This is a genomic window from Planomicrobium sp. MB-3u-38 (assembly GCF_002836425.1).
In the GTDB taxonomy this organism is placed as follows: Bacteria; Bacillota; Bacilli; order Bacillales_A; family Planococcaceae; genus Planococcus; species Planococcus okeanokoites.
Genome location: NZ_PJBO01000008.1, coordinates 35,510 through 55,184, shown reverse-complemented (window position 1 = coordinate 55,184; position 19,675 = coordinate 35,510). Strand labels below are relative to the sequence as shown.

At 45.1% G+C, this 19,675-nt stretch carries 24 protein-coding genes and 2 other annotated features; all 24 genes read left to right on the top strand.

Going from position 1 to position 19,675, the window contains the following annotated elements:
- Positions 1–83 precede the first annotated feature (83 nt).
- The 24 genes from CXF70_RS04435 (at position 84) to CXF70_RS04320 (ending at position 19,510) form a co-directional block, all read left to right on the top strand.
- Entirely contained in the window at positions 84–329 is a 246-nt protein-coding gene (locus CXF70_RS04435; protein WP_101801673.1) for a hypothetical protein, read from the top strand.
- A 146-nt stretch (positions 330–475) separates the two neighbouring features.
- Positions 476–943 (top strand): CtsR family transcriptional regulator, encoded by a 468-nt coding sequence (locus CXF70_RS04430; protein WP_084242216.1) that lies wholly within the window; start codon positions 476–478, stop codon positions 941–943.
- A gap of 14 nt (positions 944–957) precedes the next feature.
- The gene (locus tag CXF70_RS04425) at positions 958–1,491 is read left to right on the top strand and encodes a UvrB/UvrC motif-containing protein (protein ID WP_101801672.1); all 534 of its coding nucleotides are present in this window, start codon (positions 958–960) and stop codon (positions 1,489–1,491) included.
- On the top strand, positions 1,481–2,581 hold the full coding sequence (gene mcsB / locus CXF70_RS04420) for a protein-arginine kinase McsB (protein WP_101801671.1): 1,101 nt from the start codon (positions 1,481–1,483) through the stop codon (positions 2,579–2,581). The genes CXF70_RS04425 and mcsB overlap by 11 nt, the downstream gene beginning before the upstream one ends.
- Positions 2,578–5,016: an ATP-dependent Clp protease ATP-binding subunit gene (locus CXF70_RS04415; protein WP_101801670.1), complete on the top strand. Its 2,439-nt coding sequence runs from the start codon at positions 2,578–2,580 to the stop codon at positions 5,014–5,016. The genes mcsB and CXF70_RS04415 overlap by 4 nt, the downstream gene beginning before the upstream one ends.
- A 66-nt stretch (positions 5,017–5,082) precedes the next feature.
- Entirely contained in the window at positions 5,083–6,459 is a 1,377-nt protein-coding gene (radA, locus tag CXF70_RS04410) for a DNA repair protein RadA (RefSeq protein ID WP_084242212.1), read from the top strand.
- A gap of 94 nt (positions 6,460–6,553) precedes the next feature.
- The gene (locus CXF70_RS04405) at positions 6,554–7,651 is read left to right on the top strand and encodes a PIN/TRAM domain-containing protein (RefSeq protein ID WP_084242211.1); all 1,098 of its coding nucleotides are present in this window, start codon (positions 6,554–6,556) and stop codon (positions 7,649–7,651) included.
- A 21-nt stretch (positions 7,652–7,672) separates the two neighbouring features.
- On the top strand, positions 7,673–8,368 hold the full coding sequence (gene ispD / locus CXF70_RS04400) for a 2-C-methyl-D-erythritol 4-phosphate cytidylyltransferase (protein ID WP_084242210.1): 696 nt from the start codon (positions 7,673–7,675) through the stop codon (positions 8,366–8,368).
- Entirely contained in the window at positions 8,365–8,847 is a 483-nt protein-coding gene (gene ispF, locus CXF70_RS04395; RefSeq protein WP_101801669.1) for a 2-C-methyl-D-erythritol 2,4-cyclodiphosphate synthase, read from the top strand. The genes ispD and ispF overlap by 4 nt, the downstream gene beginning before the upstream one ends.
- A 58-nt stretch (positions 8,848–8,905) precedes the next feature.
- Positions 8,906–10,369, top strand: a complete 1,464-nt coding sequence (gltX, locus tag CXF70_RS04390; RefSeq protein ID WP_101801668.1) for a glutamate--tRNA ligase — start codon at positions 8,906–8,908, stop codon at positions 10,367–10,369.
- 42 nt (positions 10,370–10,411) lie between these two features.
- Positions 10,412–10,627 (top strand) — a binding site (T-box leader).
- A gap of 51 nt (positions 10,628–10,678) precedes the next feature.
- A complete protein-coding gene (cysE, locus tag CXF70_RS04385; protein ID WP_101801667.1) occupies positions 10,679–11,341 on the top strand; it encodes a serine O-acetyltransferase in 663 nt (220 codons plus the stop codon).
- Positions 11,338–12,738: a cysteine--tRNA ligase gene (cysS, locus tag CXF70_RS04380; protein WP_101801666.1), complete on the top strand. Its 1,401-nt coding sequence runs from the start codon at positions 11,338–11,340 to the stop codon at positions 12,736–12,738. The genes cysE and cysS overlap by 4 nt, the downstream gene beginning before the upstream one ends.
- A gap of 4 nt (positions 12,739–12,742) precedes the next feature.
- Positions 12,743–13,162, top strand: coding sequence for a Mini-ribonuclease 3 (locus CXF70_RS04375; RefSeq protein ID WP_101801665.1), 420 nt, complete (start codon positions 12,743–12,745; stop codon positions 13,160–13,162).
- Positions 13,159–13,911, top strand: a complete 753-nt coding sequence (gene rlmB / locus CXF70_RS04370) for a 23S rRNA (guanosine(2251)-2'-O)-methyltransferase RlmB (protein ID WP_101801664.1) — start codon at positions 13,159–13,161, stop codon at positions 13,909–13,911. Before CXF70_RS04375 ends, rlmB begins: the two co-directional genes overlap by 4 nt.
- 5 nt (positions 13,912–13,916) lie before the next feature.
- Positions 13,917–14,426 (top strand): NYN domain-containing protein, encoded by a 510-nt coding sequence (locus tag CXF70_RS04365; RefSeq protein ID WP_084242204.1) that lies wholly within the window; start codon positions 13,917–13,919, stop codon positions 14,424–14,426.
- Between the two features lie 70 nt (positions 14,427–14,496).
- Positions 14,497–15,147: an RNA polymerase sporulation sigma factor SigH gene (gene sigH / locus CXF70_RS04360; RefSeq protein WP_084242203.1), complete on the top strand. Its 651-nt coding sequence runs from the start codon at positions 14,497–14,499 to the stop codon at positions 15,145–15,147.
- A 70-nt stretch (positions 15,148–15,217) separates the two neighbouring features.
- Positions 15,218–15,364, top strand: a complete 147-nt coding sequence (gene rpmG, locus CXF70_RS04355) for a 50S ribosomal protein L33 (protein WP_081986982.1) — start codon at positions 15,218–15,220, stop codon at positions 15,362–15,364.
- A 58-nt stretch (positions 15,365–15,422) separates the two neighbouring features.
- Complete coding sequence (gene secE / locus CXF70_RS04350; protein ID WP_084242202.1) at positions 15,423–15,608, top strand: preprotein translocase subunit SecE; 186 nt, start codon at positions 15,423–15,425, stop codon at positions 15,606–15,608.
- Positions 15,609–15,717: 109 nt separating this feature from the next.
- Positions 15,718–16,251 (top strand): transcription termination/antitermination protein NusG, encoded by a 534-nt coding sequence (nusG, locus tag CXF70_RS04345; RefSeq protein WP_084242201.1) that lies wholly within the window; start codon positions 15,718–15,720, stop codon positions 16,249–16,251.
- A 164-nt stretch (positions 16,252–16,415) separates the two neighbouring features.
- Entirely contained in the window at positions 16,416–16,841 is a 426-nt protein-coding gene (gene rplK / locus CXF70_RS04340) for a 50S ribosomal protein L11 (protein WP_052654209.1), read from the top strand.
- Between the two features lie 106 nt (positions 16,842–16,947).
- Positions 16,948–17,646 (top strand): 50S ribosomal protein L1, encoded by a 699-nt coding sequence (gene rplA / locus CXF70_RS04335; protein WP_084242199.1) that lies wholly within the window; start codon positions 16,948–16,950, stop codon positions 17,644–17,646.
- 42 nt (positions 17,647–17,688) lie between these two features.
- Positions 17,689–17,835: a sequence feature (ribosomal protein L10 leader region), on the top strand.
- 33 nt (positions 17,836–17,868) lie between these two features.
- A complete protein-coding gene (gene rplJ, locus CXF70_RS04330; RefSeq protein ID WP_101801663.1) occupies positions 17,869–18,375 on the top strand; it encodes a 50S ribosomal protein L10 in 507 nt (168 codons plus the stop codon).
- Between the two features lie 54 nt (positions 18,376–18,429).
- Positions 18,430–18,792 carry a 50S ribosomal protein L7/L12 gene (rplL, locus tag CXF70_RS04325; RefSeq protein WP_084242197.1) on the top strand — a complete coding sequence of 121 codons (363 nt, stop codon included), beginning with the start codon at positions 18,430–18,432 and terminating at the stop codon, positions 18,790–18,792.
- Positions 18,793–18,907: 115 nt separating this feature from the next.
- On the top strand, positions 18,908–19,510 hold the full coding sequence (locus tag CXF70_RS04320; protein WP_084242196.1) for a class I SAM-dependent methyltransferase: 603 nt from the start codon (positions 18,908–18,910) through the stop codon (positions 19,508–19,510).
- The last annotated feature ends 165 nt before the right edge of the window (positions 19,511–19,675 follow it).

The window sequence follows — 19,675 nt, the reverse complement described above, 5'->3', positions numbered from 1 at the left end:
TATGGAGAAATTTTTCTAGTGTTTGAACATGATTAAAGATTAAAAAGATTAAGAATGGGAAAATTAATATAGAGGTGGTTAAAATGAAAGCTGGAATATATAAAGTAGAAACTATTGATAAAAGGACAGTACTACTAACGCCAGTAGAAGAAGGAAAAGAACAATATACCTTTCCTCTGAATGAATTTACCCACGATGTTATGCCAGGAGATATTGTGAAAATATGGTTAGAAGGAATGCAATGGAAAACTATGTATCTTGAAGATGAAACGAAATCTATTAAGAGCCACTTAAAAGATTTTAAAAAGAGAATATTTGATGAAGAGTAATTAGTATACCCGGAATATATTATTCCGGGTTTTTTTATAACTTACTCAGTACTTACTATTTGAATTCTATAAAAAACTTACGTTATAATTAAGTCAAATATAGTCAAAGTCAATTATAGATTAATGGCAGTAAAGGGGTGAATGCGGTGCGGAACATTTCTGATGTAATTGAAGGGTATTTAAAGCAAGTTATCGAATTAAGCGAAAGAGAACATATTGAAATTAAAAGAAGCGAAATAGCTGAAAAATTTCAATGTGTCCCTTCCCAAATTAATTATGTAATCAATACAAGATTTACTCCGGAGAGAGGTTATATAGTTGAAAGTAAAAGAGGTGGCGGAGGCTATATTCGTATAAAACGTATACGCCTTCACCAAAAATCCGATTTAATAAACGGAGTAATTCAACATCTAGAGAATGGTGCTACTCAAAGTATGGCGGAAGATATTGTTTTTCGTCTATTAGACGAAGATATTATAACTAAGCGGGAAGCAAAGATGATTTTAAGTGCTATCGACCGCTCAACACTTTTACTTGGGTTGCCTTTGAGAGATGAAGTGAGAGCCCGTATATTAATAGCCATGCTATTTACGATCCAATTTCAGTCGAATTAATGAGGGGTGGTACGATGATTTGCAATCAATGCGGGGAACGTCCTGCTTCTGTATTAGTTAAACAGAAAAGAAATGGCCAACTTACAGAGAGGCATTTGTGTCATGTATGTGCAGCTGAGAACCATAACTTGAACTTAGCTTTTGAACAAGATCCATTAGCTATTCACCAATTACTTTCAAATTGGTTTCCGGTCCAATCTCCAACGGTCAGTCCAGTACAAAAAGAAATTTCCGTATGTCCCTCTTGCGGATTCACATTTAACAATTTTTTGAAACTAGGTAAATTTGGTTGTGCCACTTGTTATGAAACGTTTGAATCGAATTTAGAGGAAATTTTTAAACGTCTGCATAATGGAAACAAGGAGCATACTGGGAAAATTCCAGCCTCCTATGGCAGCACATTAAAAATAAAAAAAGAAATTGAAGAGTTAAGAAAACAATTAAAGAATTCAATTGAAGCAGAAGAATTTGAAGAGGCAGCAAAGTTACGGGATCAAGTAAGAGAGTTGAACAAAGAGCTCGAAGGGAGTGCTAATCGTGGCGATTGATCGTTTTTTAGAGCCCAAAGCGAGCAGTTGGATGGCTAATGAAGGAGAAAATACGGATATAGCCATGAGTACAAGAATAAGATTAGCGCGAAATCTTAGTGAGTTTAAATTTCCTTATGCTTTTACAGAAGATGAAGCTTTAAAAGTTGATAAGGCAATCTCTTCTGTTTTATTGGATAAAGGTAAGGACTTGGACCAAGAATTCACTCATATCGATATTCATGAAGTTTCTTCCTTACACAGAGAATTACTGGTGGAGAAACATTTAATCAGTCCTCATCTCGCGTCAGGTGTGCATTCAGGATCGGTGATGCTTTCAAAAAATGAAGAACTCAGTATCATGATAAACGAAGAAGATCATTTGCGTATTCAAAGTCTACAAGCAGGTTTCCATTTACAAGAAGCTTATAAAATAGCGAATCAGTTGGATTCCTTGCTGGAGGAAAATCTGCAATACGCATTTCATGAGAAGTTTGGCTATTTGACCAGTTGTCCCACTAATACAGGAACTGGCATGCGGGCTTCAGTGATGCTGCATTTACCTGCTTTGACTATGTCCCAACAGATAACACGTATTATTCCGGCTATTTCGCGCTTAGGAATGGTTGTGAGGGGTATCTATGGAGAAGGAAGCGAAGCTTTGGGAAACGTTTACCAAATTTCGAACCAGTTGACACTAGGTAAGTCTGAATATGAGATACTTCAGGATTTACAGAATATGACTGAGCAAATTATTGAACAGGAGCGACGGGCCAGAGAAGCGATTTTAAGTAATTCTCCATTAAAACTCGAAGACCGTATTTACCGCTCGCTCGGTGTTCTTACGTATTCGAGGTTATTGACGACTGAAGAAGCGGCTAAATGCCTTTCTGATGTTCGGTTAGGGATAGACTTGAAGTTAATAGAAAAAATTGATATGTCTATTTTAAATGAGCTGATGGTTTTTATGCAGCCAGCTTTTCTGCAGCATTACTCAGACAGACCGTTGTCACCCAATGAACGTGACATCGCCAGGGCTAAGCTTTTCAGGGAACGTTTGAAAGAGGAATACAAAATTAACGGAGATAAAGAAGGAGAGGATTCTATATGATGTTCAACAGATTTACGCAAAGAGCACAGAAGGTTCTTCAACTGGCTCAAGAAGAAGCAATTCGCATGAAACATGAATCCATTGGAACAGAACATATTTTACTTGGTTTAATTCGTGAAGGGGGCGGTATTGCAGCCAAAGCTTTAGAAGCGATTGAAGTGAATACGCAATTGATCGAAGAAGGTGTGACAGAACTTGTGGGCATCGGCGAAAAAGATGTCGGTCCGATTGTGCATTATACACCGAGAGCGAAAAAAGTTATCGAACTGTCAGTCGATGAATCCAGAAAACTGGGTCATTCCTATATTGGCACAGAGCATTTGCTGTTGGCCCTTATCCGTGAAGGTGAAGGCGTAGCTGCACGTGTACTTGGCAATGCTGGCGTGAGCTTGAATAAAGCCCGTCAACAAGTATTGCAGTTGCTCGGCAGCAACGAGCAGGCTTCTACAGGAAGCAGCCCGAATGCATCAGCCAATACACCGACCTTGGATGGCCTGGCACGTGATTTGACGCAAGTCGCGCGCGAAGGCAGTTTAGATCCGGTAATTGGCAGAAGCGATGAGATTACGCGTGTGATTGAAGTGTTGAGCCGCCGTACGAAGAATAACCCAGTGTTGATCGGGGAGCCGGGGGTTGGTAAAACAGCCATCGCAGAAGGTTTAGCCCAACAGATCGTAAACAATGAAATCCCTGAAACGCTGCGCGATAAACGCGTAATGGTTCTTGATATGGGTACAGTCGTCGCCGGAACAAAATACCGCGGTGAGTTTGAAGACCGTCTGAAAAAGGTTATGGATGAAATTCGCCAGGCAGGTAATGTTATTCTGTTTATCGATGAACTTCATACATTAATTGGTGCAGGCGGAGCAGAAGGTGCGATTGATGCTTCGAATATCCTTAAACCAGCATTGGCAAGAGGCGAACTTCAATGTATCGGTGCTACGACGTTGGACGAGTACCGCAAGTATATTGAAAAAGATGCAGCATTAGAACGGCGCTTCCAGCCAATTCAAGTGGATGAGCCTTCAGTAGAAGAATCCATCCAAATCATCAAAGGTCTGCGTGATCGTTATGAAGCGCATCATCGTGTAAAAATCACGGATGAGGCAATTGATGCAGCAGCGAAAATGTCCGACCGTTATATTTCTGACCGCTTCCTTCCGGACAAAGCGATTGATTTGATTGATGAAGCGGGTTCTAAAGTAAGACTTCGCTCATATACTACTCCACCGGATCTTAAGGAAATGGAAACGAAACTTGAAGCTGCTCGTTCTGAAAAGAACGAAGCGGTACAGAGTCAAGAGTTTGAAAAAGCGGCTTCTCTCCGTGATGCAGAACAGAAATTAAAAGATCAGCTGGATAAAACGAAAAAAGAATGGAAAGAAAAACAAGGCAAAGAAGAATCTGAAGTGACTGTCGAAGACATTGCAAAAGTTGTATCTATGTGGACAGGCATTCCGGTGTCAAAACTGGCTCAGACTGAATCTGATAAACTATTGAATTTGGAAGAAATTCTTCATGGACGTGTTATTGGCCAAAACGAAGCAGTCACTTCCATTTCAAAAGCAATCAGACGTGCTCGTGCAGGGTTGAAAGATCCTAAACGTCCAATCGGCTCATTTATCTTCCTTGGCCCTACGGGGGTAGGTAAGACAGAATTGGCGCGTGCATTGGCTGAATCGATGTTCGGAGATGAAGATGCAATGATCCGTATTGACATGTCCGAGTACATGGAAAGACACTCGACTTCACGTCTGGTCGGTTCGCCTCCAGGTTATGTCGGTTATGATGAAGGTGGCCAGCTGACTGAGAAAGTCCGCAGAAAACCATATTCCGTCATTCTTCTTGATGAAATCGAAAAAGCGCATCCGGATGTATTCAACATCCTTTTGCAAGTGCTTGAAGATGGCCGTTTAACAGATTCGAAAGGCCGTCGCGTCGATTTCCGGAATACAGTCATCATTATGACTTCAAACGTCGGAGCAGAAGAATTGAAATACAATAAATACGTCGGCTTCAATTTAGAAGACGCAAAAACGGATTACAAAGACATGAAATCGAAAATGCTTGCGGAATTGAAGAAAGCGTTCCGTCCTGAGTTCCTTAACCGGATTGATGACATGATTGTATTCCATTCCCTTGAAAAAGAGAATTTGCGTGAAATCGTGACATTGATGACAAAACAACTAGCTGAACGTCTGCAGGAGCAGGATATTAATCTTGAGCTGACAGATGCCGCTTTGGATAAGATCGCTAAAGAAGGATACGATCCGGAGTACGGTGCCCGTCCTCTTCGCCGGTCACTACAGAAGCATGTGGAAGACCGCTTGTCTGAGGAACTTTTGAAAGGCACAGCCTTAGCAGGACAACGCATTATCTTCGATGTAGAGAATGATGAATTTGTGGTCCGCACGAAAGAACCTGTGAAGAAATAAGCAATAAGATATTCCGCTCGCCGGAGATTTCTCTGGCGAGCGGTTTTTCATTAGAAGGAGGAGCACATGGCAAAGAAGAAATCGAAATTCGTATGCCAGTCTTGTGGATATGAATCGGCAAAATGGATGGGGAAATGTCCGAATTGCGGAGAATGGAATCAAATGACGGAAGAAATTGAAATAGCTGTTCCGAAAGGGACAAGAAACGCTTTTCAGCATACCGCTGCAGCCCCTCAGAAAGCGACACCGATCAATTCGATTGAAACAAAGGAAGAGCCGCGGGTTACGACTGAGCTTAGTGAGTTGAACCGCGTGCTTGGCGGGGGAATTGTACCCGGCTCACTTGTATTGATCGGCGGAGATCCCGGTATCGGGAAATCGACGTTATTGCTGCAGGTATCAGCGATGCTTGCCAATAGCGGCAGCAAAGTGCTTTATATTTCCGGTGAAGAATCCATCCGCCAAACCAAATTGCGGGCAGAGCGCCTCGACGCCTCTTCATCCGATTTATATATTTACGCAGAGACCAATCTTGAGTTGATCAACCATACAATTGAAGAAGTGAATCCGGATTTTGTGATCGTCGATTCGATTCAGACGGTCCATCACCCTGAAGTGACATCGGCTCCCGGCAGTGTTACGCAAGTCCGCGAAAGTACGGCAGAGTTGATGCGCATCGCCAAAACGAAGAATATTGCCATTTTCCTTGTAGGACACGTGACGAAGGAAGGACAGATAGCCGGCCCGAGAATTCTCGAACATATGGTGGATACCGTCCTTTATTTTGAAGGGGAGCGCCACCATACCTACCGGATTTTACGCAGTGTCAAAAACCGTTTTGGTTCAACGAATGAAATCGCAATTTTTGAAATGCTGCAAAGCGGTTTAAAAGAAGTTTTGAATCCATCGGAATTATTTCTTCAAGAACGGTCCAGCGGAGCGGCCGGTTCGACAGTCGTCGCTTCTATGGAAGGTACCCGGCCAATTCTGGTGGAGATTCAGGCACTCGTTACACCATCGAGTTTCAATTATCCGAAACGGATGGCGACAGGCCTTGATCAAAATAGAGTTTCACTGTTGATGGCCGTACTGGAAAAGCGGATGGGCATGCTGCTTCAGGCACAGGACGCTTACATTAAAGTGGCAGGGGGCGTCAAATTGGATGAACCGGCCATCGATTTGGCTGTGCTGGCAAGCATAGTATCCAGTTACCGTGATGTTGCACCGAACGGTTTTGACTGTATTATCGGTGAAGTCGGGTTGACGGGCGAAGTGCGGCGCGTTTCCCGGATTGAACAAAGGGTACAGGAAGCAGCTAAGCTTGGTTTCAAACGGGCGATTGTTCCAAAATCCAATATCGGCGGCTGGGATTTCCCTGAAGGCATCCGCGTAGTTGGAGTAGAAACGGTAAATGATGCATTAAAAGAAATTTTTCCACAGTAGGAGGCCATGGCCTCCTCTATTTTTTTAGCTATATAGGGTCTAAACAGCGTTTTATAAATGATATGTGTATAATTGGAATGAAGGAGGTGGAAATATGTTAAAAAGAATTATTCAGGTTTTATTTTTATTGATCGGTGCAACTGTCGGAATTATATTCTTACCTTATGTTTTTGAACTCATACCTATCGTCGACAACCCTTGGATCAATAACGCAATAGTTTCTGCACTTATAGGAGCTATCCTATTTTTCTTATTATCATTGTTGTTTGCAGATTCATTGGTACGGTTCATGAAGTGGATGGAAGAAAAATTACTCCATGCGCCGACACCGGATCTGCTGTTCGGGACAGTGGGGCTGATTATCGGATTGATCGTAGCTTTCCTTGTCGGATTCGCATTGAGTACGATTGACATTCCGCTTGTTGCGACTGCTGCTCCGATCGTCCTGTCGGTGGTTCTCGGTTATCTAGGTTTCCAGGTTGGATTCCAGAAGCGAGACGAAATGTTGAGCATGTTAACACCGTCGAAAATGGCATTGAACGCCAAGAAGAACGAAGAAGATCAGGAACTGAAAGTATTGCCGGTGAATAAATCGGATTACAAGTTATTGGACACAAGCGTCATCATTGATGGCCGGATTGCGGATATTTCAGCGACAGGTTTCATGGAAGGCACATTTGTCGTGCCACAATTCGTGTTATCTGAACTGCAACATATTGCGGATTCATCCGATACATTGAAACGTACGAGAGGCCGCCGCGGACTCGATATCTTGAAGCGGCTGCAGAGTGAACGCGAAGGCGCCATCATGATTACGGAAGAAAGTTTTGATGAAGTGGCGGAAGTGGATTTGAAATTGATGCGCGCAGCCAAGAAAATGGGCGGCCAGGTCGTCACAAATGATTTTAATCTGAATAAAGTCTGTGAGCTGCATAATGTACCAGTATTGAACATCAACGATTTGGCCAATGCTGTAAAACCGGTGGTCATTCCAGGTGAAGATATGCATGTCGTCGTGATTAAAGATGGTAAAGAACAGAATCAGGGTGTCGCTTATTTGGACGACGGCACGATGATCGTCATTGAGGACGGCAAGAAATACATCGGCGATGCAATCGATGTAACAGTTACAAGTGTGCTGCAAACTTCTGCCGGACGAATGATTTTTGCTAAGCCACGCGGCGCTAAATGATAGATAAAAGGATGTAAACTCATGAACTATACAGTTGTTTTGCCCGCCGCAGGGAGCGGCAAGCGGATGAAAGCGGATAAGAACAAATTGCTGCTGGAGTTATTCGATAAACCGATATTCATCTATACACTTGAAGTTTTTCAGCGGGACCTGAACTGCGAGGCGATTTGGCTTGCGGTAAAAGAGGAAGAGCGGGAACTGATTGAGGATTTTGTGAAAGAATACGGCATTACGAAAGTGGCCGGATTTGCAGTGGGCGGTGCTGAAAGGCAGGATAGCGTCCGGGCATGTCTGGATATGATTCCCGAATGTGATGTGGTGCTCGTGCATGATGCGGCGCGCCCATTTATCGATGCCGAAGTGATATCGCGTCTCGCAGAGGAAGCGTCGGATTCCGGTGCAGCGATTGCAGGCGTTCGAGTAAAGGATACGATCAAAAAAGCGGAATCCGGTTTTATTACGGAGACGGTTGAACGGGAGAAACTGTGGATCATCCAGACGCCGCAAGCGTTTCGGTATGCATTGATAAAAGAAGCGGCGACAGAGGCTTTTGAAGCAGGATTTCTTGGCACGGATGAAGCCATGCTGGTGGAAAGGCTTGGGCATCCGGTAAAGATTGTTGAAAGCAATTATGAGAATGTGAAAATGACGACGCCGGATGATTTGATATACGGCAAAGCAATTTTGGAAAGTCGCAGACAGGAGGAACAGCAATGATTCGGATTGGGCAAGGATACGATGTGCATCAATTGGTCGAAGGCAGGCCATTGATCCTAGGAGGGATTGAAATCCCTCATCATAAGGGGCTTCTGGGGCATTCGGATGCGGATGTATTGCTGCATACGATTACGGATGCAGCGCTTGGAGCGATTGGCGGTGGCGATATCGGGAAGCATTTCCCGGATACAGATCCTGAATTCAAGGATGCCGACTCCCGCAAGCTTATGACGCATATCTGGCAATATGTAAAAGAGCAAGGCTATGAACTGGGTAATGTGGATTGTACAGTGATTGCGCAAAAGCCGAAGCTGGCACCTTATATTGAGCAGTTGAGAGAATCGATCGCCGGTTTATTGGAAGCGGATATTTCGCAGGTCAATGTCAAAGCGACGACGAATGAAAAGCTTGGCTATTTGGGACGTGAAGAAGGAATCGCGGCGCTTGCTGTGATCTTATTAGTGGGACGGAAGCTTTAAACGCTTTCCTGTGAGTGATAGAATAGCAAAAGATAAAAGTTTCTTAGGAGGAAATCTAATGACACAAGAAGTACGCGTACGCTATGCGCCGAGTCCGACTGGGCATTTACATATCGGCGGAGCCCGGACAGCACTTTTCAATTATTTATATGCACGCCATCATGACGGGAAATTCATCGTCCGCATCGAAGATACGGATACAGCCCGCAATATTGAAACGGGCATCGAATCACAGCTGGATAATTTGAAATGGCTGGGTATCGAGCACGATGAGTCGGTTGATGTAGGGGGCGATTACGGTCCCTACCGCCAAATGGAACGCTTGGATATCTATAAAGGCTATGCGGATGAGATGCTTGAAAAAGGCTTGGCTTTCAAATGTTTCTGTACTGCGGAAGAGCTGGAAGCAGAGCGCGAGTCGCAAAAAGCGGCCGGCATCGCTGCGCCACAATACAGCGGAACTTGCCGTAACTTGACTACTGCAGATGTAAAAGAGCGGGAAAATGCAGGGAAATCCTATACCATCCGTGCGAAAGTGCCGGCTGACGTTACGTATAAGTTTGACGACTTGGTGCGTGGACCGATTTCATTCGAATCAAAAGATGTCGGTGATTGGGTGATGGTGAAGACAAACGGAATCCCTACGTATAATTTCGCTGTGGTCATCGATGACCATTTGATGAAGATTACGCATGTGTTCCGTGGGGAAGAGCATTTATCGAACACGCCGCGCCAGCAGATGATTTATGATGCATTCGGCTGGGAGCATCCGACTTACGGCCATATGACGCTGATCATCAATGAAGACCGCAAGAAACTGTCGAAGCGTGATGAGTCGATTATTCAATTCATCTCTCAATACAGAGAACTCGGCTACATTCCGGAAGCGCTCTTCAATTTCTTCGCATTGCTTGGCTGGTCGCCTGAAGGGGAAGAAGAGATCTTCTCGAAAGAAGAGTTGATCAAAATCTTTGACGCCAACCGGTTGTCGAAATCACCTTCTATGTTCGATAAGCAGAAATTGACTTGGATGAACAACCAATACATCAAACAGATGCCGCTTGAAGAAGTGGTTGAACTTGCAGTGCCGCATTTGCAGAAAGCGGGCAAATTACCGGAAACGATGGACGCGGAACAGCAGGGCTGGGCACAGCGCCTTGTCGCTTTGTACCACGACCAATTGAGTTTCGGAGCGGAAATCACGGAGCTGTCTGAACAATTCTTCTCGGATGACCTTCATTACGGCGACGAAGAAAAAGAAGTTCTTGCAGGCGAACAGGTGCCGGAAGTTATGGCTTCCTTCAAAGAGCAGCTTGAATCACTGGAAGCATTTGAACCGGCTGAAATCAAAGCGGCGATCAAGGCGGTGCAAAAAGCGACAGGACATAAAGGGAAAAACCTTTTTATGCCGATCCGTGTCGTTACGACTGGCCAAACGCATGGACCTGAATTGCCGGATGCGATTGCATTGTTAGGCAAAGATAAGACGATTGCACGGGTAGCTCAATACGCAAGTGCATAAGATTGACTTATAGAAGCAATGATGTAAAATGAATTTACTATCAGAAAATCGTTGACGAGAAGAAGTACATGCAGCACGCTCTCCAGAGAAGATCACCGCCGGCTGAAAGTGATCCGAGCCGCTGCCGCATGGAAATGCCTCTCCGAGTGCTGAGTCGAATCGAGTAGACCAGACGTTTCACCTGCGTTAAAGGTGCCGAGAGAAAAAGGGTGAGCCCTTTTTAATCAGAGTGGAACCGCGCAAGCATGCGTCTCTGTCAATTTATTGACAGGGGCGCTTTTTATTTTGCAGTAAAAGGAGTTGAAAGGGATGTTCAAAGCATTTAAAGAAGATGTGGATGTGGTATTCGAGCAGGACCCCGCTGCCAGAAGCTTTCTGGAAGTGATCCTCACATATTCCGGTTTGCATGCCATCTGGGCGCACCGGCTGGCACATTTCTTCTTCAAGAATAAATTGTTTTTCCTCGCGCGCGTCATTTCGCAGGTCAGCCGCTTTTTCACAGGTATCGAAATCCATCCGGGAGCAGTGATCGGCCGCCGGTTCTTTATCGACCACGGGATGGGCGTCGTCATCGGGGAAACGTGTATCATCGGCGACAATGTAACGATATTCCAGGGCGTCACCCTCGGGGGGACAGGGAAAGAGAACGGAAAGCGCCACCCGACGCTGGAAGATAATGTGCTGGTGGCAACGGGGGCCAAAGTTCTTGGATCTATAACGATAGGTGAGGGTTCGAAGGTCGGAGCCGGTTCTGTCGTGTTGAAAACGGTGCCGCCGAATTCTACAGTGGTCGGGATACCGGGAAAAGTGGTCATACAGGATGGAGTGCGGGTCAAGCAAGACCTCAACCATCAGGATATGCCAGACCCGGTTGCCGATATCTGCAATTCGATGGAAATGAAAATCGCCGAGCTCCGGCGTGAAGTGGAATTATTAAAACAAGCAAGTAAGAAAGAGGGGAATGCCGAATGACCATTCAAATCTTCAACTCATTGTCTCGAACAAAAGAACCTTTTGTGCCGCTCGAAGAGGGCAAAGTAAAAATGTATGTTTGCGGACCTACTGTCTATAATTACATCCACATCGGCAATGCACGCCCCGTCATCGTTTATGATACGGTTCGCCGTTACCTCGAGTACCGCGGGTATGATGTACACTATATTTCGAACTTCACGGATGTCGACGATAAATTGATCAAGGCAGCCAATGAACTCGGAGAGACTGTTCCGGAAATTGCTGAACGATTCATCAAAGCCTACTTTGATAATACGGAAGCGCTTGGCTGTGCAAAAGCTGATGCGCATCCGCGTGTGACCGAGCATATGGAGCAGATCATCGAATTTATCGAAGCGTTGATTGAGAAAGGCTTTGCTTATGAATCACAGGGGGATGTTTATTACCGTACCCGTAAATTCGAAGGCTACGGCAAGCTGTCGCATCAATCGGTTGATGAACTGAAAGTCGGAGCGCGCATCGAAACCGGCGATAAAAAAGAAGATGAGCTGGACTTTGTGTTATGGAAAGCGGCCAAGCCGAATGAAATCTCATGGGACAGCCCATGGGGCGAAGGGCGTCCGGGCTGGCACATCGAGTGCTCGGTGATGGCGCGCGAACATTTGGGAGATACAATCGATATCCACGCAGGCGGCCAGGATCTGACATTCCCGCACCATGAAAATGAGATTGCGCAGTCGGAAGCTTATACAGGAAAACCGTTTGCCCGTTACTGGATGCATAATGGCTATATCAATATTGACAATGAAAAAATGTCGAAGTCATTGAATAACTTCGTGTTGGTGAATGATATCTTGAAGGAAATGGATCCGCAGGTTCTTCGTTTCTTCATGCTGTCGGTGCATTACCGCCATCCGATCAATTATTCGCAGCAATTGGTGGAAGATGCAGTGGCTGGACTGGAACGTCTGCGCACTTCCTATTCGAATTTGAAGCACCGCTTGAGCGTGTCCGCTGAGCTTGGCGACCATTCCGATATCTGGCTGGCAAAAATCGAAGCGATCAAAAAAGAATTCATTGAAACGATGGATGACGATTTCAACACGGCGCATGGCATTTCAAAGCTGTTCGATCTGTCCCGTCTGGCAAATACGTACCTCTTGGAAAAACAGACTTCCTCCGAAGTGATGAAGACCTTCCTGTCGGTATTTGATGAATTGGCCGGTGTGCTGGGGCTGCCGTTCAAACAGGAAGAGGAGTTACTGGATGCTGAAGTCGAGGCTTTACTCCTGGAGCGGATCGAAGCACGCAAAAATCGCGACTTCGCCCGTGCCGATGAAATCCGTGATTTATTCAAGGAAAAGAACATCATCCTGGAAGATACGGCCCAAGGCACACGTTGGAAGAGGGGGTAAGGGCTTGGAAGTATTACGCAATCAGGATGTCGATCAATTGAACGCCCTTGCACTCGCCTATATGGGAGATGCGGTCTATGAGCAGGCGGTGCGCGAGCATCTGCTCCGCTCGGGCCGGGTGAAACCGAATACGCTGCACCGGATGTCGACGACTTTCGTGTCAGCGAAAGCGCAGGCTGTTGTACTGAAGCGCCTGACGGAAGAAGAATTTCTGTCAGAACAGGAACTGGCAGTCATGCGCCGAGGCCGCAACGCCAAGTCCGGTTCAGTGCCGAGAAACACCGACGTCCAGACTTATAATTTCAGTACGGCTTTTGAAGCTGTGCTGGGTTGGAATTATTTAAAAGGCCATACGGAGCGGGTAAGCGAAATCATTGCTTATGCCATTAATATAATAGAAGAGCTGAGAGGAGTGATCAAATGACGGAGGAATTGGAACCGGAAATCATTGGCGGTAAAAACCCGGTGCTTGAAGCTTTGCGGGCGGACCGGGATATCAATAAAATCTGGATTGCTGAAGGTGTCCAGAAAAAAGGGATAGCCGAACTTCTGCAATTGGCGAAAGAAAAGAAAGTCATCGTCCAGTTTGTGCCGAAGAAAAAAATCGACGGTCTGACTGATTCGAACCATCAGGGGATAGCTGCGGCGGTTGCTGCTTATAATTACGCGGAGCTGGATGATTTATTCAAAGTGGCGGAGTCACGTTCGGAAGATCCGTTCTTTCTGATTCTTGATGAGTTGGAAGATCCGCATAACTTGGGATCGATCATGCGGACGGCGGATGCGGTCGGTGCCCACGGATTGATAATCCCGAAACGCCGGGCAGTCGGTTTGACGGCAGTGGTGGCGAAGGCCTCCACAGGTGCCATCGAACATATTCCGGTCGTGAGAGTCAATAATCTTTCGCAGATTGTGGATGAGCTGAAAAAGCGCAACGTCTGGATTGCCGGAACGGACGCGAAAGAATCGGTGGATTACCGGAAGATGGATGCTTCATTGCCGCTTGCGGTCATTATCGGCAGTGAAGGCAAAGGGATGAGCCGGATTCTGCGCGAGAAATGCGATTTCCTTTACCAGCTGCCGATGGTCGGCCATGTAACTTCCCTGAATGCTTCCGTAGCAGCGAGCCTGCTCATGTACGAAGTCTACCGGAAGCGCAATCCGCTGGGTTAAGCGATATGAATATTCTGCTGGTTGATGGCTATAATATCATTGGAGACTGGGTGGAACTAAGGGAATTAAAGAAAGATAAGCTGGCCTCCGCCAGAGACCGGCTGATCGAAAGGATGGCGGAGTACCGCGGCTATAAAGGGTGGCGGGTCATCATTGTATTCGATGCGCACCTTGTTCCGGGAATCGAAGCGCGAAATCTCACTTCGGACGTTGAAGTCATCTTCACTAAAGAGAGTGAAACTGCAGATGAACGGATAGAGAAGCTGGCGGTCAGCTTGAATAATCGCCGGGACCAGGTTTATGTGGCCACTTCGGATTCCACCGAACAATGGGTGATCTTCGCCAAAGGCGCATTGCGGATCTCCGCCAGGGAATTGGAAATCGAAGTAGAAGAGATTCAAAAAAAGATTTCCGAAAAAGTGAAAGAAATACAACGGCAGCAGGCAATATCGAAAATTGCCTTACCGACTGAAATTGCAGAAATATTTGAAAAATGGCGCCGTGGAATGAAATGATAGGTTGACGCTCAATTTTTAGTTCCTGTATACTGATGATATCGAGGTTCGCGCGACCGGAGGGATAACCGTGGGAAATCAGGAACAAGTTCAAGCCCGGCGATTTATGGAAATGACAGATGAGGAACTTGTCAGTTTGGTCCACGACGGAAATACCGAAGCACTGGATTTTCTGATCAATAAATTTCGGCATTTCGTTCGGATGAAAGCCCGTTCTTATTTCCTGATCGGAGCTGACAAAGAGGACATTATCCAGGAAGGCATGATTGGCCTGTATAAAGCCATACGTGATTTCCGCAGTGATAAACTGTCTTCTTTCAGGGCGTTTGCGGAATTGTGCATCATCCGGCAAATCATCACCGCCATCAAGACTGCCACACGCCAGAAGCATATTCCGCTGAATTCCTATGTATCTTTGGACAAGCCGATCTATGACGAGGAATCCGACCGTACGCTGATGGACGTGCTCACTGATAACGGAGTGGACGACCCACAGCAATTGATGATCAATAATGAAGAATTCATGTATATGGAAGAAAAAATGGGTGAAGTGCTCAGTGAACTGGAGCGCGAAGTGCTGGCATTGTATCTCGACGGCCAGACCTACCAGGAAATATCAGAAAAATTGGAGCGCCATGTCAAATCGATCGACAACGCGCTGCAGCGGGTCAAACGGAAACTGGAGCGGCATCTGCAAAAAGATGAAACCCGCACCTCCTGATGTGCTGTTGACATGGAAGTTTTAAGGTGATAACCTTGAAAAAGCTGCAAACTCGAATAGGGTGAGGAAAATGGCTAAAAAAATCGTTTTAAGCTGCTCGAAATGTGCATCCCGCAATTATACGGTTCCTGCGAAAGCGGAATCCAGCACACGTTTGGAACTTAATAAATTCTGTGCTCATTGCAATGGGCATACCGTGCATAAACAAACGTTATGAATTTAAGTGAATGCCGAACGATATAGAGTGATTTTTAAACTTCGGAGGTTTTTGAACAATGGGTAACATTGGCGATTTCTTTAAAAACGTCGTTTCGGAAATGAGAAAAGTAAGTTGGCCTAAACGCAAGGAATTGACACGCTATACGATCGTCGTTCTTTCCACAGTTATCTTCATGGCACTTTTCTTCGCATTGGTCGATACAGGCATCTCGGAATTATTCCGTTGGTTCTTAGCGCTGTAACAGAAGAAGCGCGCAACAAGAATAATGCATAAAAAATAGCCCGTCATTCTACGAGAACGGGTTTTTTCATTTGGAAAAAAGGAGGGATGGACGTTCAGTCCGTGCGATTATGGAAAAGAATTGGTATGTAGTCCACACATATTCCGGTTATGAAAATAAAGTCAAAGCCAATTTGGAAAAGCGTGTCGAAACAATGGGCATGCAGGATAAGATTTTTCGCGTCATCATTCCTGAAGAGCAGGAAACTGATTTTAAAGACGGCAAAAAACGCACAGTAATGCGCAAAACTTTCCCGGGATATGTTCTGGTCGAATTGATCATGACAGACGAATCCTGGTATGTTGTCCGCAATACGCCGGGAGTGACCGGATTCATCGGTTCTTCAGGTGGCGGAGCCAAGCCTACGCCGCTGCTTGATGAAGAAGTCGATTTCATCCTGAAGCAGATGGGCATGACAGAACGCCGTGTCGACATCAACTTTGCGGTTGCTGATATCGTCGAAGTCATGGAAGGGCCATTCGCGAACTTCCAGGGCAAAGTGGAAGAAATCGATGAGACTAAAGGCAAGGTGAAAGTTTCTATTGATATCTTCGGCCGTGAGACGAAAATGGAGCTTGATTTCGAGCAAGTCCAGAAAATATAAAAGCCGCTTGCTATTCCGGAGCGGAAGTGGTATTATTTCATAGGTCAGACTGTCATAGGACAATCTGTACAATTTAGCTAATTCTATCAACATAGTTGACAGACAGATATTGAGTGGGAGGGGAAACCCTATTACCACATCACGGACTTAAGGAGGTGTGTTTCGTGGCTAAAAAAGTGATTAAAGTTGTAAAATTGCAGATTCCTGCAGCAAAAGCAAACCCAGCTCCACCGGTTGGACCTGCACTAGGTCAAGCAGGTGTTAACATCATGGGCTTCTGTAAAGAGTTCAACGCACGTACTGCTGAACAAGCAGGACTGATCATTCCAGTTGAGATTTCGGTATTTGAAGACCGTTCATTTACATTCATTACGAAAACTCCACCCGCTGCTGTTCTTTTGAAAAAAGCGGCTGGTATTGAATCAGGTTCAGGCGAACCGAACCGCAACAAAGTAGCGACTGTTAAACGCGATCAAGTTCGCGAAATCGCAGAAACTAAAATGCCAGATCTAAATGCCGCTTCAGTTGAAGCTGCAATGTTGATGGTTGAAGGTACTGCTCGCAGCATGGGCATTACTATCGAAGACTAATCCAGCAGTTGTTTTTGGACGGGTTGCGCAAGTTCGTAAAGAGCTGCGCAGCCTTTAATCGTGGGAGGTTTAAAACCGCTAGACCACAACAAGGAGGACAAGTAAAATGGCTAAAACAGGCAAAAAGCTGCGCGAAGCAGCAAAATTGATCGACCGTACTAACCTTTATGAGGCAAAAGAAGCGATTGAACTTGCGAAAAAAGCAAGCACAGTAAACTTCGATGCAACAGTTGAAGTGGCTTTCCGTCTTGGAATCGATACGCGCAAGAACGACCAGCAGATCCGCGGAGCAGTTGTGCTTCCAAACGGTACTGGTAAAACTCAAAGCGTATTGGTATTCGCTAAAGGCGACAAGCTGAAAGAAGCTGAAGCAGCTGGCGCTGATTTCGTAGGCGATGCTGAATATATCCAAAAAATCCAACAAGGATGGTTTGACTTCGACGTGATCGTAGCAACACCTGACATGATGGGTGAAGTTGGTAAAATCGGCCGCGTATTGGGACCAAAAGGCTTGATGCCAAACCCGAAAACAGGAACTGTTACATTTGATGTAGCTAAAGCTGTTCAGGAAATCAAAGCTGGTAAAGTGGAATACCGTGCAGACAAAACAGGTATCATCCACGCGCCAATCGGAAAAGTTTCTTTCGATGACAGCAAACTTGCTGAAAACTTGGAAGCGATCTACGATGTAGTAGTTAAAGCTAAACCGGCTACTGCTAAAGGAACTTACATTAAATCACTTAACGTAACAACTACAATGGGACCTGCTGTAAAAGTTGACCCGACGAAAGTTGTCGTTAAATAATTTGTTGACATTACACAATATCTCGGCTATAATAGCGGAGTTGTGAAATATACGTTTGTACCGCAGACAGCAGGGGCGCCAGTCGCTTAAATTATCCCTGCCGAGGACAATGAATTCAGTAAACATCTTTTTGATGCTGACTTTATGCCTCTGTGTCTGTAATGGACCAGAGGCTTTTCTTATGGAAACGGTATGAATGGAAAATCTATGGGAGGTGCCAAAATGACAAAAGCAGTTGAAACGAAAAAAGTTGTCGTGCAAACAATCGCTGATAAATTCGGCTCTGCAGCTTCTGTAGTAGTCGTTGATTACCGCGGATTGAACGTTGCACAATTAACAGAACTTCGTAAACAGCTTCGTGAAGCAGGCGTTGAGTTCAAAGTCTACAAAAACTCAATGACTCGCCGTGCTACTGAAATGCATGGTCTTGAAGCGATCAACGAACACTTTACAGGTCCTAACGCTATCGCGTTTTCTAACGAAGATGTCGTAGCGCCAGCGAGAATCATCAACGATTTCGCGAAAAAGAACGAAGCGCTTGAAATTAAAGCGGGCGTTATCGAAGGTGTTGTATCTTCTGCGGAAGATATTAAAGCATTGGCAGAACTTCCATCACGCGAAGGTCTATTGTCTATGCTACTCAGCGTACTTCAAGCTCCAGTCCGCAACTTTGCTGCTACAACAAAAGCAGTTGCAGACCAAAAAGAAGAACAAGAACAAGGCGCTTAATCAGTTAGCTGCCTAGCAATACAAAAAAATTACCTATCACAGGAGGAACTAATAATGACACAAGAACAAATCTTAGACGCAATCAAAGAAATGACAGTTCTACAACTTAACGACCTTGTTAAAGCAATCGAAGAAGAATTCGGCGTAACTGCTGCTGCTCCTGTAGCTGCTGCAGCTGGCGGCGGCGCTGCTGCTGCTGAAGAGCAAACTGAATTTGATGTAATCCTTGCTTCTGCAGGAGATCAAAAAATCAAAGTTATCAAAGCAGTACGCGAAGTTACTGGCCTAGGCTTGAAAGAAGCTAAAGCACTAGTTGACGAAGCTCCTAAAGCTCTTAAAGAAGGCGTTTCTAAAGAAGATGCAGAAGAAATCAAAGGCAAACTTGAAGAAGTTGGCGCTTCAGTAGAAGTTAAATAATTTCTGAATCTTAATAGTAATACAGAAAAAGCTCGTCAGTGTAAACCGACGAGCTTTTTCTTCATTTTAAATTTAACTTCGTGCCGCTGGTTGATTAATGTAAGGAGGGCTTTTTATGTCACAGCATTATTATTCCAAAAATCCTCAAACGACAAGCAAACCCCAAGAATGGGATTTTACCCTGCGAGGCGAAAAATTTCATTTCCAGACGGATTCGGGTGTATTCAGCAAAAACGAAGTGGATTTCGGTTCACGGGTCTTGATTGACACATTCGAAGATTCTGCTGTAGAAGGGCCGGTGCTGGATGTCGGCTGCGGTTATGGGCCGATTGGAATTGCCATCGCAAAATCTTTTCCCCGGAAACAAGTTCATATGGTGGACGTCAATACACGCGCCATCGAACTGGCCAAGAAAAATGCAACGAAAAATAATGTTGAAAATGTAGAAATCTATGAAAGTGATGGACTTTCTGCAGTTGAAGAAGAAGGGTTTTCGGCAATATTGACGAATCCTCCGATCCGCGCCGGTAAGGAAACGGTTTTCAGATTTTACGAAGAAGCATGGAGTAAAGTTGCGCCTGGTGGATCATTATGGGTGGTAATCCAGAAAAAGCAGGGAGCTCCTTCGACGCAGGAAAAATTGGAAGAACTTTTCGGCAATTGCCGAGTGGCGGAAAAGAAGAAGGGATACTTCATTTTTGAGGCCAGAAAAGTTTGACTTGACAAAATCCCTATGATATTATAATGAAATGCAAAATTTATTATTTTGAGGTCGTTTGCCCTTTTTCGGGCAGAGCATGGCGACAGTACCAATCACGTGTTAACCGAAAATGAGCTGATTTATTGGTCTCGTTTTCTTTTTGTCTTTTCGATATCATACACC